This is a genomic window from Candidatus Nitrospira nitrosa, assembly GCF_001458735.1.
Taxonomy (GTDB): Bacteria; Nitrospirota; Nitrospiria; order Nitrospirales; family Nitrospiraceae; genus Nitrospira_D; species Nitrospira_D nitrosa.
Window position 1 is genome coordinate 256115 of record NZ_CZQA01000010.1, and the last position, 13115, is coordinate 269229.

The window sequence follows — 13115 nt, forward strand, 5'->3', positions numbered from 1 at the left end:
AGGCTGGCACCCGGAGCCATGAGCGGTCGATGAATACTTGTGCAATATGATGAGGTCACGAGAAACGAGCCCGGCCGCAGGAAACCACGGCCAGGTTCGTTTCAATAGAAGTCAGTATGAATAATGCGGGCTAACTTATCGCTTCGAGGGTGGCTTTGAGTCGGATGATGGCTTTCGTGTGGATTTGGCAGACTCGCGATTCTGTCACCTTGAGAAGTTCTCCGATTTCTTTCATGGTGAGTTCTTCATAGTAGTACAGCGTGAGCACCAGCCGTTCCTTTTCCGGCAACATCTGAATCGCCCCAGCAATGGACTCGCGTTCACGCTCATTCACCAATGAAGAGAGCGGATCAGGGGTATGGGTATCGGCCAACATCTTCACGACTTTGTGCCCGTCCGGCTCCTGAAGGCTCAGATCGTCGACACTAATCATGACCGCCCCCCGGGCACGTGTGATGAACTCATCCAGCTCTTCCAACGACATTTTCAGTTCGGTCGCGACCTCCTCATCCTGGGGCGGTCGGCCGAGTCGGCTCATCAGGAGGGTGTGGGTTTTTTGGAGCAAGGAGATTCGTTCGTGGACCGATCGCGGAATCCAATCCATAGCGCGGATCTCGTCGAGCATGGCGCCTCGAATGCGAAACTCCGCATACGTTTTGAACTTGGCTTCCCTTGTCGGATCATACTTGGTCATCGCATCCATCAATCCGATGGTGCCGACGGAAATCAGATCCTCTGCATCCAGATAGGCCGGCAGCCGGAACGCCAACCGATGGGCCATAGCGCGAATGACATGGGCGAACTCTTTGATCAGTTGCTCACGTCTCGCCCCTTCTGCTGAGAACGCTTTCCGCTCGTGTGGTAATGCCGCCTTACTCATAATAGTTGCTAACCTTTTGCTAGTTGCCGGCGTGCGTCGCCGACCGTTGCCACACCAACTGCATCGAGCTTTTCGGAAGCACAGGCTTCGGCCATTGCACGATCTGCCTGGCTAACTTCTTAAAGGCTTCGGACGCCGGCGCCTCAGGGAATAATTCCAGGACTGCCTTCTGCTGCATGACGGCCATCGGCACATAGTCGTCATACGGAATGGCTCCAACCAACTCGAGCGCAACATGCAAAAAGCGATCCGCCGCGACATCGAGTTTTCCGAACACCTCGGAGGCCTCTCGAGGACTCTTGGCTTGGTTGACTAATATCTTGAAGCGACGTGCACGATATTGACGCGCCAAGACCTTGATCAAGGCATAGGCATCGGTGAGTGATGTGGGTTCTGGAGACACCACGACCACGGTTTCATCAGCCGAGGCGGCAAAAAATGTCACACTTGGGGAAATACCGGCACCGGTATCGATCAACAGCACATCCATCCCGCCGGAAAACTGCGCTAACTGATCCTGGATGATGAGCTGTTGGGACTCTGTCAATGTCGTCAACTGTGGGACCCCGGAGCTCGCCGGCAAAACATGAATACCTGCCGGGCCTTTCAGCACGATTTCGTCAAATGTATGGGTTCCGGCAAGCACATCTTCGATCGTGAGCCGTGGGACCAGGCCAAGCAGCACATCGAGATTTCCCAGGCCGAGATCGGCATCCAGGATCAGGACTCGTTTCCCAAGTTTGGTCAGGGCCATGCCCACATTGGCCACCACATTGGTTTTTCCCACGCCACCTTTTCCGCTTGAGACGGCAATCACTTGGGGGAATGACTCACCTTCCCATCTGACATGCTCCGGCACCAGGGCAGACGATTTGGATCTGAGCTGCATAGTGTGACCTCCAACCGCGTTATCGGTGATAAGTTCCCGTTGCCGCCAACACCAGGTTCGCTTCCGCTGAGCGATCTGACGCTCTGACATGATCGTGCGCACGCTCCGAGCTTTCTGCCGTAAGCTTGGTGGCTAGCTCTTCCGGAGAGGCGACCTCAATATCCCCTGGGACCCGCCGTCCAACACTCCAGTACGACAGAGGAACTCCGGTTGCATGTCCCACTTCAAAGATCGTTCCAGAAGAGTCCGTTTCGTCGAGTTTGGTAAAGAACAACCGGAGATCCGGAAGTGCCCTCACGCAATCGGTCATTCGACAGGCCTCTCGTGCTCTGATGGCGGCCGGCAAGACCAGATGCGTCGTAATAGCCTCGTGCTTCAACAACCGACAAAGATCCTGCGCCAAGGCGAGGTCCGCCGGGGTAATCCCCGGCATATCCATCAACACAAGGTCCACCTTCGCATGGCGGCGCAGCCCGGCTTGCACCTGCCGAGCCGAGAGCGCACAGGCAAACGGCACTCCGATGATCTTGGCGTACCGCCGAAGCTGCTCCACTGCGGTTTCGCGATAGGTGTCAAACGTAATCAGCGCGACCGACTTCCGCTGCTCCTGGCGATAGTAGGCAGCGAGTTTGGCGACGGCTGACGTCTTCCCCGCTCCGCTCGGGCCGATGAACAGTTCAATCGCCGGACGTGCCTGGCCATGATCCAACGGGCTGGTGACGCGCACACGCCGTACAACTTCCTGATGGAGTGCGCGTCTCATCATCTGTTCGTCTGGAACATGCGCCAGTCGCCCGACCTTCAGTACCTCGCTGAGGAGCAACTCGGTCGTGGACGGATGCATCCCCTGATCGCACAATGATTGACGGAGAGTTGAAAGAACCGGAATCCATTGACCACCACCCCCTGCCGAGGGAGCGCCGACTGGTGGATCACCGAGAGGGAGAGTTGAAAGAACCGGAATCGATTGACCACTCCCTGCCGGATCTGCTTCCGGCGAAAGGTTGCGCAACAACTGACTCAGTTCGTCATACATCGCTCGTACCTGGCGGCGCCGATTCGGATTCCCAGCCGATGTGGCAGGCGTCTGTGGTGGCTCCTGTTGGTGATGCTTTCTCCGTTTCGTCTCATTGATCGGTTTCAACAATCCTCGCAAGGTATGCTGAAATGTCTTCTCCGGATCAACGGCCGTAGGGCTGTCCCCTGACGTTCGTTCGGTCGGCACGGATTCTTGAGCCTGTTTGCTCTCCCGTACAACCTGTGGACGCTCGTACTCGGCTGCCGCCATCACTTCCAACACGGTGTGATTGAAGACTCGCAGCAGTCGCCCCCCCTCGCGCACCTCTTTGGAGGACAGGATGATGGCATCCGGTCCCAATTCCTCCTTGATGGCTCGGAGGGCATCCTGCATGGTGAGCGCGTGAAATGTCTTGACCTTCATAGGCTATCCTAGGATGACTGTGCCAACTCGGAGTCGACTCGCACCGTATCAAGCGACTGTAAGCGAACAAACGAATCGACCTCGTTAAACCCCATCACCGGAACCGAATGAAGAATGCGATCGCTGTGGCGACGAAGATGCCGCCGTACGGCCTGTGAACAGATCACGATCGGTTGTTGCCCTCGAGCCGCAACCCGTTCAGCCGCCTGTTTAATTCCCGTCAGAAGCTTGTGCGACACGGTCGGATCAAGTTGTAAGGACGCGCCGGGCGGAAGTGCCGCAACTTGGTCGGCCAGCGACCGGTCTAGCCGAGGATCCAGCGTAATCACCTGGAGGCTTCCGTCTGATGCTTGATACTGTTTGGTAATCGTCCTCGCCAAGGCCTGCCTGGCATATTCCGTCAGCAGTTCAGGATCTTTACTGTTCGAGGCTTGATCAGAAATCGCCTCCAGAATGGAGCGCAAGTCTCGAATCGGAATGCCCTCTTTGAGCAGGTTACCGAGGACCCGAACAACTGTTCCCAATGGAACCATCGTCGGAATCAGCTCTTCCACCAACTTGGGATGGGATTTACCAACCTCATCCAGCAGCGCCTGAACCTCCTGGCGCCCCAACAATTCGTGACCATACCGCTTCACCAGCTCTGAAAGATGAGTGGCGATCGCGGAACTCGCATCTACAACGGTATACCCGGCAATCTGAGCCTGCTCTCTTCCAGCTTCCGGGATCCACAGTGCCGGCAGCCCGAACGCAGGCTCCTTCGTCGCAATGCCCTGGACCAACCCCTTCTGCCCCGTCCCTGGATCAATCGCCAACAGGTGCCCAGGCAATACATCCGCTTTGGCGACCTCCACCCCCTTCAACATGATGGCGTATTCGTTGGGTCTCAACTGTAAATTATCGCGGATGTGAATGGGTGGAACCACGAATCCCATCGTCTCCGCAAACTGCCGCCGGAGCGCTTTGATCCGATCGAGCAACGCAGTGCCCTGCGTCCCTTCCACCAGACCAATCAGTCCATAGCCCACTTGCACTTCCATCAGATCCAATGGCGTCACACGGGTTGGCCCCTCATCAACTTTGGGAGCCGCAGGTGTCGGGATTGGTGTAGCTTCCCGAAGCTCCTCTTGGTGCAAGTGATAGGCCATCCAAGCCACTGCGCTGCCTAATACCAAGAAGGCCAGATGCGGCAGGCCAGGGACTAAACCAAGCGCGAGAAGAATCCCCGCTGCGATCCCGACCGGCTTGGGGGACATCAGCAGTTGCTTTGTCATCGCCCCCCCCAAGTCCATATCTGAAGCAGCCCGCGTCACGACAATACCGGCTGCAGTCGATACAATGAGAGCGGGGATCTGCGCGACCAGTCCTTCACCGACGGTCAGCACCGTGTAGGTTTGCGCGGCGAGTCCCGGACTCATCCCTTGCTGCAATACACCGATGGCCAGGCCGCCGAGGATATTTACCAAGGTGATGATCACCGCGGCGATGGCGTCACCTCGAACAAACTTACTGGCTCCGTCCATCGACCCGTAGAAATCTGCCTCTTCGGTGATTTCGTGCCTTCGCCGGCGCGCGTCGGCTTCGTTGATCAACCCGGCGTTCAGATCCGCATCGATGCTCATCTGCTTCCCTGGCATCGCATCCAACGTGAACCGTGCCGCAACTTCGGCGACACGGCCTGCTCCCTTCGTGACCACCACAAAATTGATGACGACGAGAATCGTAAAGACCACGAGACCGACGGTGTAATTGCCGCCGACGATGAAATTGCCGAACGCCCGAATGACCTCACCGGCCGCCCCGGCCCCTTCGTTGCCGTGCAGAAGGATGAGTCGCGTCGAGGCGATATTCAGCGACAATCGGAACAAGGTAATCATCAAGAGAATCGATGGGAACACTGAAAATTCGATGGGGCGGCGTACCTGAAGGCCGACCAAGAGAATGATGACAGAGAGAGTGATGTCGAAGCTGAGCAACAAGTCGAGGATAAACCGCGGCAACGGCAGGAGCATCACCATGAGAATGGCGACGACCCCCACGGACATGAGCACGTCCGGGTGCTTGATGAAATGAGTTGAGCCCGTTGGTTCCGTGACGGTTGCCATAATGGATCGAACTTACGACCGACTCACGCCGCGCCCCCTCTCGCCCGATACACAAAGGCCAGGATCTCCGCCACCGCGCGATAGAGATCATTCGGGATTTCTTTTCCGATATCGACGAGTCTGAATATCGTCCTGGCGACGAACTTATTTTCCACGACCGGCACGCTATGGTGTCGTGCCAACTCTCTGATTCGTTCCGCAATCACACCGGCACCTTTGGCCACCACGACCGGAGCCGTCATCGTGGCGGTGTCATACTTCAGTGCGACGGCCAAGTGCGTGGGGTTCGTAATCACCACATCAGCCGTTTTGACGGCCGCCAGCATGCGTTTCTTCACCAACTCACGCTGGGCAATTCGTACGCGACTCTTAATCAGCGGATCTCCTTCTGCCGCCTTGTGCTCTTCTTTGATCTCCTCCTTCGACATGCGGAGACTGCGTTCCCATTCATATCGCTGATAGGCGTAGTCAAAAATAGCCAGCACCGCAATCGCGCCCGACACCGCCAACCCGACCTTGAACGCAAGACTCCCCGCCAGCGGTAACACGCCGCTCAACTCAAACTGAATCAACTCTGGAATCCGCAACACGTCAGGGCGGGTGACCCACAGCCCGATTCCGGTAATGATGGCGATCTTCAGCAGACCCTTGACGAGTTCCATGACGGAACGCAACGAGGCCAGACGTGCGAATCCTTTGGCGGGGTTGATTCGACTCCAATCGAGTTGAAAGGCATTCGTTCGCCACAACAAACCTGTTTGGAGGAGTGTGGCCACACTCCCCAAGATAAGGACACCCGCGACGATCGGAAGACTCAACGCCCCTACCGTCACACCGGTCTGAATAAGAATCGAATAGACTTGTTCAATCGAGATGTGGCGATACCACTCTCCGGGAAAGGAGAGCGTCAACCCTTGGCGAGTCATCTCCGTCATTTTCAGAAGACCAACCGGCAACATGGCACCCAACAATCCCACGCCGCCTAAGAGCACAGCCGCAGTTGACACGTCGCGACTCACGGCGACCTGTCCTTGCTTGCGCGCCTCCTCCTTGCGTTTGGGAGTCGCTGGCTCTGTTTTATTTCCCTTGTCCTCAGCCATGTCCCAACGCCTTCAGAAGTCCAAAGATCGTAAACTGCAATCGTTCGATTTCTTGAATCAGGAGTTCCACTGTAAACGGCATTGATACGCTGAGTACCGCCAATCCACCGACAATAGTGATAGGGAAGCTCAGCACGAACACGTTGATTTGACTGACCGCCCGTCCGAGGATCGCGAGCAGAATGTTGATCATCAGAATGATGACGAGCACCGGGGCGGCAAGCTTGAGCCCTATCATGAACATGTGTTGGGAGAGGCGCAGCACCTCATCTCCGGCTCCCGACGGAAGAGAGGCTCCAAATGCCGGGATGGATTCATAGCTGGACAAAATAGTCGCCACGATGAGCATGTGGCCATTCAATGAGAGCAGGACGAGGGACGCCAGAAGGGTGAAGTACTGTGCCATCAGCGGTGTCTGGCGCTGTGTGGCGGGATCAAGAAGCTGCACGACACCGAATCCCATCTGTACGCCGATCATTTCTCCCGCAACCTCAAACGCACCAAAAAACAGCCTGACAGCCAAACCAATAGCCAACCCGATGACCAGTTCGCTGAGGAGCCCGGCAGCCAGCACAAGGGGATCGTAGGGCACCGCCGGAAGATGGATCAAAGGAGCCAACAGCACTCCCAACGCCAATACCAACGCTCCTTTCACCTTCAATGGAACTGAGCGTCCACTGAGGACCGGCAATGCGGCGAGAAGTCCTCCGATTCGAGAAATGAGGACCAAGAACGCTTGAAACTCAGGAAGGAGCACCTGAATGGTTTGTGTTAACGCCATCGTTCCTTCCTAGTATCCGGTTGAAACCATTCGTCCAAGCTGATTCTTACATCGCTGAGCGCCCCGCCATCACGTCCTGCGGCACCCATGATGACGAGGTGTCGAGGTCTCCACCATCGTGTTTCAACAAGCCCGCTAGCGCACGTAATTCGGAATGTTCATCAGGAGATTTGCCATAAACGTTGTCATGACGTTCAACATCCACGGGAGAAACACTATTAATGCTCCGAAGAGTGTCAAGACTTTGGGAACGAACGTCAGCGTGGCCTCATTCAGCTGAGTCATGGCTTGGAACGCACTGATGATCAGGCCGACGAGCAGACTGAGTCCTAAGATCGGAGCCGACACGAGCAACGTGGTTTCCAACGCCTGCCTGCCCAATTCCGTCACGATTTCAGGTGTCATCGACTCCTCCCTACTGAATCATATCCAGAGTCGCCGTCAGCCGCATCGCACACAACTCCCGTTGCCGCAGTCACTCAAACGACCATGGAGTCATTGAAAACTGCGCACCATCGAGCCGACAACGAGATACCAGCCGTCGGCCAGCACGAATAGAATCAACTTGAACGGGAGGGAGATGACGACCGGAGGCAGGAGCATCATACCCATCGACATCAAGATGCTCGCGACAACCATGTCGACGATCAGAAATGGAATGTAGATCAAGAAGCCGATTTGAAAGGCGATTCGCAACTCACTCAGAATAAAGGCAGGAATGATGGCATGGGTCGGAACGTCCTCAACCCGATCCGGTTTGGGGATGTGACTTAACTGAATGAACAACTCAAGGTCCTTGTCCCGGACCTGTTTCAGCATGAACCCACGAACCGGCTCAATCCCCTTCTTCCACGCATCTTCGTAGGAGATCTGTTCGGCAAGCAACGGCTGCAGCGCGTTGTTGTAGACGGACTGCCCGACCGGCGCCATAATGAACATCGTCAGAAACAGGGCCAGGGATAATAAGACTTGGTTGGGAGGAACGGCTTGTGTGCCGAGCGCTTGCCGGAGGAAAGCCAGGACAATGACGATCCTGGTAAAGGACGTGACCATGATGAATAAGGCCGGTGCCAAAGACAGCACCGTCAACAGGATCAGAATCTGGATGACGACGGCCATTTGTTTCGGGCCACCGGCTCCCAAATCAATACTGACAGACGGGCCGTTTGTGGCTGCTTCTGCCGCCGATGCCAAAAGCAGCATCCCCGCCCCGACGACAAGCGTCCAGCCAAGAAGTCGCGAATGAACGCGATCAGTGACCATGCTGTTCCTTCTCATGATCAGCCCAATGGAGCGGTTGTCGTTGAAGCCATGACGCCACATCCGCTCCTGGGGCCGATGTCATCTCAGGGGAAGGCTTCTGAGCCGGCATCCCCAGCAATTCACGGAGATGTGCCGTATTGTTGATCCGTCCTAAGGAAATGAGATCGGTTGCCGTTGCTCCCACGATCAGATACTCGCCGGCGACTTCCACCACACTGATCGTCTTGCGCGGAGCAAGATACCCACTCGCTAACACCTGAACCAGCGGCCGGCCACCGGAATTCCCTGCCCGTGGCCCCATCACCCGACGGGCCACAAATGCGACGATGCCGATACAGACCAACACCACGGCCAACGCCAAGACGGTTCGAATCAGACTATCCCAGACGTCAATCACGCGTTCTCCCTTTGACCATTTACCGGAGCTGCTGAACTCGCTCGGCCGCACTGACCACATCGGTCAACCGAATACCGAACTTTTCGTTCACCACGACGACCTCGCCACGTGCGACCAGCTTATTGTTGACCATCACCTCCATTGGTTCGCCTGCCAATTTGTCGAGCTCGATGACGGACCCTTGCGCCAGCTGGAGCAGATCACGGATCGCCATTTTGGTGGATCCCACATACACCGCGACGTTCATCGGAATATCTAAAATAAAGTCGATATTCTTTGAGCTGCCTCCGGTTTCTGAATCCTGAACAGGCGGAAACGATGCAAGCTGTGGAGACATCCCTCCACCGGTCTGGGAATCACGAGGCGTCGTGGAATCTGATTCGGCCATGGTCGTTCGCGTCCTCCGGTCCCGCCTAGGTCAGCACTTTGGTCACGCGACATGCGTGATTGCCCTTATAGACTCCGGGACTCCCCTGAAATTTATGGTAGCCTTCGATAAAGCAATCGAGTGGATCACCCGGTCGCTGATTGAGTAACACCACATCCCCGGGGGAGAAATTGAGAACATCCTTGACCGTCACCGTGGCAGTTCCCAACCGAACGGCGATCGGTAGAGGACATTCATGCAGGCGTTCTCGGAATCGTTGACTCCAGTCTCCATTCTGATCGACTTGGTCGGATACTAGGCCCGAATACAATTTTTCTTTGATCGGTTCGAGCATGGCATAGGGATACACAATGTAGAGTTCACGAGCGGTTTCACCGAGCACGACCTGCAACGTCACGACCATTACGATTTCGGAAGACGTCACCACCATCGCGAACTGCGGGTTACTTTCCGATCGTACATATTCCACCTTGACCGGGGCGACAGCCTGCCATGCCTTTTCAAGATCGACCAACGCCTGCAGCAGGAGTTTTTTGATCACGCGTAACTGCACAGGAGTAAAGTCTCGGCCTTCCGGTTTCACATGAGTCTGCCCCTTCCCACCGAAGAAGTAATCAATGATCAAGTAGACGAGAAATGCATCCATCACATAGAGCGCGCTACCGCGCAAGGGTGACATGTGAAACACATTCAGTGAAGAGGGCTGCGGGATTTTCTTGAGAAATTCGCCGAACTTGATCACTTGAGTCCCGACCACCACAAAATCAATGGCGTCACGAAACATATTGGTCCAGGCCACGGATTGCCGGCGAATAAACCGATCGTTGATCATTTCCATCGTGGGCATTCGCCCGCGAATGATCCGCTCTTGATTGAAAAGATCGTATTGCGCGACTCCCTTTGCGGTCGTTTCACCTTCCTTGGGCGTCGTGTCGACTTCTCCCGAGACGACCCCCTTCAAAAGGGCATCAATTTCGTCTTGCGATAGGATCTTTTCCATGTGAGTGATCTTTACTGAACGACGAAATCCGTGAAATACGCGGATCGCACACCCGGCTTAGGGAGCAGGCCATTGATCCGTTGCGTAATCTCATCTCGCAATTGAAACTTCCCTTGCGTGGTTCTGACCGCATTCACATCCTTACTGCTGAGTAACACCAGGACTGCGTCGCGGACCTGGGGAACCCGGGCGGACAGATCGGCAGAAACCGCATCACTGTCGACTTCAAGCTTGACGGTCAGCTTCAAATAGCGGACGTCCGGAACGTCAGCCAGATTCACGATGAACGGATCCAAATCGAACATCACCCCTGGGGCGGCAGTCTGTCCCGGCTTTCCACTTGTTCCGCCTTGTGGGTCGGGTTTAGCCGCTGTCTCAGTCTTATGCTCCTCGGTATGTTCCGCACTTTTATCGGATCCGCCGAAGAACTTGACGGCGACAACCGCTCCTCCCACACCGAACAGGAGAGCAACCACCGACACAATAATAAGCAACTTGATCGGGAGTGCCGGAGCGAGGGCCGCTCCAGCGGTTTTGTCGTCTGTCTCGGCTGCATCTGCCATAGCTCCTCCTTGAAGGCCTCATCGCCCCCGTGAAGCAACTGCAATGCATATGCCATTGCACGGCTTGTGGTTGCCGGCCACAGAGCTTTGTAATAGATGTATTTCCACGAGGTTTTAGGAGAGGTGGGCCAGGTAGTCGGCACCTTCCCGCCATACCGTCAGGCGAGTCGTTGACACCGTCAAGAAACTGACATGATGGGAAGACGCGAGGAGTGGAACGAGGCCCGGGAAGAATCTTCCTCCCGGGCTACAACCGATACATCTATCGTTTCAGATTCACCAACTCTTGAAGCACTTCATCCGATGTCGTGATGACCCTCGAATTTGCCTGGAAGCCTCGCTGGGCTGCAATCATCTCAATAAAACTTTCCCCCAGATCGACGTTGGACAACTCAAGCGTATTGGCAAGGACTCTTCCAAGACCAGCAGATGTGGCTGCCCCGATCAACGGTTGTCCGGAGGTACCGGATTCGGCAAACGTATTTTTTCCGGTTCGCACAAGCCCGAGGGGATCAGGGAACCGCGCCAACGCTAACTGGGCCAGCGGCCGGACCTGCCCATTTGAAAATCTTCCATTGATCATTCCGTTGGTCTCCACACTGAATGTCTGGAGCGCTCCGGCCCCGAATCCATTTTGAGATTGCTGAACGAGCCCTGAGGCGGCACCGAACTGAGTGGTCAGGTTCATGCCGTTCCCCCCATCGGTCGTGACACTTGTACCGAAGTTGAAGCTGATCGCTTGATCGGCAGTCGCGCCGACAAAATCGATCTGTGACTGTCCGACCGTACCTCCGGCCGTGCCTCCAGCCGTGCCGCTATCGTAGCTCGTCACGACACTCTCCGTGTCCAATGCGCCTGAGGTGTTAAAGGTCAACGTTCCCGAGGCTAACCGCACCAGTCCGAGCGAGGTATTCACATTCGACGTATGGTAATTACCCGTCACGATTTCGCTCGTACTGCCGAGCACGTTATACGTCCAGGTGTTCGCCGCCGTCTTCGTAAAATAACTCGTCAGGAGATGACTGTTACCCACGGAGTCATAGACCGTGATCGACGAGGAGAACCGAGACGTCCCGGCCGGATCCGCAAGGGAAAATGTATCGGTCGCCGATTGTGAATTGAGATTGGCGCCGATATCGACGGTGCTGGTCGGATTCGGTGGAGCCGTGGTCGTCGGAAGTGTGACGCCGCTGATGCTGGCAGTGATCAGCCCACTGGTGTTGACCTGAAAACCCTGGAGCAGAAATCCGCTTGGATCAACGATCTGGTTTTGCGAATTCAAATGAAACTGTCCCGCCCGAGAATAAAACGCCGCCCCGGCTGTGTCGCGAAGGACAAAAAATCCGTTACCGTCTACGGCCAAGTCCAATGCGTTGCTTGTGGTACTGAGCGAACCTTGACTGAAGTTCCCTTGCACACCGTTGAGCGCGACACCCAGACCGGTCTGAATCGCTCCGCCCGCCCCTCCCAGCGAGGAACTGATCAGGTCGGCAAAGACAGAGCGGCTGGACTTGAATCCCACCGTGCTCAGATTCGCAATATTATTTCCCACGACCGATAGCGCATTGCCGTTTGCGTTCAGCCCGCTGACGCCCGTAAAAAGCGACGACAGAATTCCCATCGGTACAGTCCTCCTCTTGTGTTATCTCAACTCGACGATCTCGGACGGATCAACCGACAAATCACCGACCAGGAGTTTCGCCTGCCCTTCTTCCATGCGGATACCGGACACGGTGAGGGTGGCACGCCCCTCAACTTTCACCGACTTTCCTTCACCGTCTGCTGCGGAAATAACATACCGGTACAGCCCCTTCGGCATCTGCACTCCGTCCTGGTTCTTTCCATCCCACTCGGCAGCATTGGGTCCGGCCAATCGATCACGATACTCTAGCGTCCGCATGACTTGTCCGTCTGCATTCTGAATGCTGACGAGAACTTTCGCGGCATTCTTCTCCAGTGAGTACCCAAACGTGGCCGGGCCCTCTCCCAGCTGAACCAACGGGTGACCGATCGTCACCGTACGGCCAACCATGGGAAGCAGTGTGAATTGTAAAGACGCCGTTTGTGCATCGAGGCTCTGCTGCAGCAGCTGCGCTTGTTTTGCACTTTGTTCGAGCTGGCTGAACTGTGCGAGCTGCGAGACAAACTCGGTATTGTCTGTCGGCTTCAATGGATCCTGATTCTTGAGCTGTGTCACGAGTAACTTGAGAAAATCATCCTGCCCCAGCGTTTTTGGTCCGGTCTGTACCGGCGTCGACGTGACCGATGTAGAACCGATTCCTGATATCTCAGCCATTTGAAGTCTCCC

13 protein-coding genes and 1 pseudogene are annotated in these 13115 nt (G+C 55.7%); all 14 read right to left on the reverse strand.

The genetic code is table 11. The features are described 5' to 3' along the window. Window positions 1-130: 130 nt before the first annotated feature. Window positions 131-880 carry a sigma-70 family RNA polymerase sigma factor gene (locus tag COMA1_RS15660; RefSeq protein WP_090750233.1) on the reverse strand — a complete coding sequence of 250 codons (750 nt, stop codon included), beginning with the start codon at window positions 878-880 and terminating at the stop codon, window positions 131-133. A gap of 19 nt (window positions 881-899) precedes the next feature. Next, a complete protein-coding gene (locus tag COMA1_RS15665; RefSeq protein ID WP_090750235.1) occupies window positions 900-1769 on the reverse strand; it encodes a MinD/ParA family protein in 870 nt (289 codons plus the stop codon). 19 nt (window positions 1770-1788) lie between these two features. Next, window positions 1789-3210 carry a flagellar biosynthesis GTPase FlhF gene (flhF, locus tag COMA1_RS15670; protein WP_090750237.1) on the reverse strand — a complete coding sequence of 474 codons (1422 nt, stop codon included), beginning with the start codon at window positions 3208-3210 and terminating at the stop codon, window positions 1789-1791. Window positions 3211-3218: 8 nt separating this feature from the next. After that, a complete protein-coding gene (gene flhA, locus COMA1_RS15675) occupies window positions 3219-5315 on the reverse strand; it encodes a flagellar biosynthesis protein FlhA (protein WP_090750239.1) in 2097 nt (698 codons plus the stop codon). Window positions 5316-5338: 23 nt separating this feature from the next. Next, window positions 5339-6415, reverse strand: a complete 1077-nt coding sequence (gene flhB, locus COMA1_RS15680; protein WP_090750241.1) for a flagellar biosynthesis protein FlhB — start codon at window positions 6413-6415, stop codon at window positions 5339-5341. Continuing rightward, a pseudogene (gene fliR / locus COMA1_RS15685) lies at window positions 6408-7094 on the reverse strand (flagellar biosynthetic protein FliR); the annotation flags it as partial. The gene flhB and the pseudogene fliR, both read right to left, overlap by 8 nt. Before the next feature lie 237 nt (window positions 7095-7331). Further along, window positions 7332-7601: a flagellar biosynthesis protein FliQ gene (fliQ, locus tag COMA1_RS15690; RefSeq protein WP_090750245.1), complete on the reverse strand. Its 270-nt coding sequence runs from the start codon at window positions 7599-7601 to the stop codon at window positions 7332-7334. Between the two features lie 90 nt (window positions 7602-7691). After that, entirely contained in the window at window positions 7692-8459 is a 768-nt protein-coding gene (gene fliP, locus COMA1_RS15695) for a flagellar type III secretion system pore protein FliP (protein WP_090750247.1), read from the reverse strand. Then, window positions 8449-8856 carry a FliO/MopB family protein gene (locus tag COMA1_RS15700; protein WP_176698109.1) on the reverse strand — a complete coding sequence of 136 codons (408 nt, stop codon included), beginning with the start codon at window positions 8854-8856 and terminating at the stop codon, window positions 8449-8451. Before COMA1_RS15700 ends, fliP begins: the two co-directional genes overlap by 11 nt. A gap of 19 nt (window positions 8857-8875) precedes the next feature. Then, window positions 8876-9244 carry a flagellar motor switch protein FliN gene (gene fliN / locus COMA1_RS15705; protein WP_090750251.1) on the reverse strand — a complete coding sequence of 123 codons (369 nt, stop codon included), beginning with the start codon at window positions 9242-9244 and terminating at the stop codon, window positions 8876-8878. A 25-nt stretch (window positions 9245-9269) separates the two neighbouring features. Continuing rightward, window positions 9270-10244, reverse strand: coding sequence for a flagellar motor switch protein FliM (gene fliM, locus COMA1_RS15710; RefSeq protein WP_090750253.1), 975 nt, complete (start codon window positions 10242-10244; stop codon window positions 9270-9272). A gap of 11 nt (window positions 10245-10255) precedes the next feature. Further along, complete coding sequence (locus tag COMA1_RS15715; RefSeq protein ID WP_090750255.1) at window positions 10256-10807, reverse strand: flagellar basal body-associated FliL family protein; 552 nt, start codon at window positions 10805-10807, stop codon at window positions 10256-10258. A 262-nt stretch (window positions 10808-11069) separates the two neighbouring features. Next, complete coding sequence (locus COMA1_RS15720) at window positions 11070-12428, reverse strand: flagellar hook protein FlgE (protein WP_090750257.1); 1359 nt, start codon at window positions 12426-12428, stop codon at window positions 11070-11072. 21 nt (window positions 12429-12449) lie between these two features. Beyond that, entirely contained in the window at window positions 12450-13103 is a 654-nt protein-coding gene (locus COMA1_RS15725; RefSeq protein ID WP_090750259.1) for a flagellar hook assembly protein FlgD, read from the reverse strand. Window positions 13104-13115 lie beyond the last annotated feature (12 nt).

Excerpts from the sequence above, each read along its gene's own strand:
- fliQ (WP_090750245.1), bottom strand. The coding sequence starts at position 7,601 with ATGACACCTGAAATCGTGACGGAATTGGGCAGGCAGGCGTTGGAAACC.
- COMA1_RS15665 (WP_090750235.1), bottom strand. The coding sequence starts at position 1,769 with ATGCAGCTCAGATCCAAATCGTCTGCCCTGGTGCCGGAGCATGTCAGA.
- fliN (WP_090750251.1), bottom strand. The coding sequence starts at position 9,244 with ATGGCCGAATCAGATTCCACGACGCCTCGTGATTCCCAGACCGGTGGA.
- fliM (WP_090750253.1), bottom strand. The coding sequence starts at position 10,244 with ATGGAAAAGATCCTATCGCAAGACGAAATTGATGCCCTTTTGAAGGGG.
- COMA1_RS15660 (WP_090750233.1), bottom strand. The coding sequence starts at position 880 with ATGAGTAAGGCGGCATTACCACACGAGCGGAAAGCGTTCTCAGCAGAA.
- flhB (WP_090750241.1), bottom strand. The coding sequence starts at position 6,415 with ATGGCTGAGGACAAGGGAAATAAAACAGAGCCAGCGACTCCCAAACGC.
- COMA1_RS15720 (WP_090750257.1), bottom strand. The coding sequence starts at position 12,428 with ATGGGAATTCTGTCGTCGCTTTTTACGGGCGTCAGCGGGCTGAACGCA.
- COMA1_RS15725 (WP_090750259.1), bottom strand. The coding sequence starts at position 13,103 with ATGGCTGAGATATCAGGAATCGGTTCTACATCGGTCACGTCGACGCCG.
- flhA (WP_090750239.1), bottom strand. The coding sequence starts at position 5,315 with ATGGCAACCGTCACGGAACCAACGGGCTCAACTCATTTCATCAAGCAC.
- COMA1_RS15715 (WP_090750255.1), bottom strand. The coding sequence starts at position 10,807 with ATGGCAGATGCAGCCGAGACAGACGACAAAACCGCTGGAGCGGCCCTC.
- fliP (WP_090750247.1), bottom strand. The coding sequence starts at position 8,459 with ATGGTCACTGATCGCGTTCATTCGCGACTTCTTGGCTGGACGCTTGTC.
- flhF (WP_090750237.1), bottom strand. The coding sequence starts at position 3,210 with ATGAAGGTCAAGACATTTCACGCGCTCACCATGCAGGATGCCCTCCGA.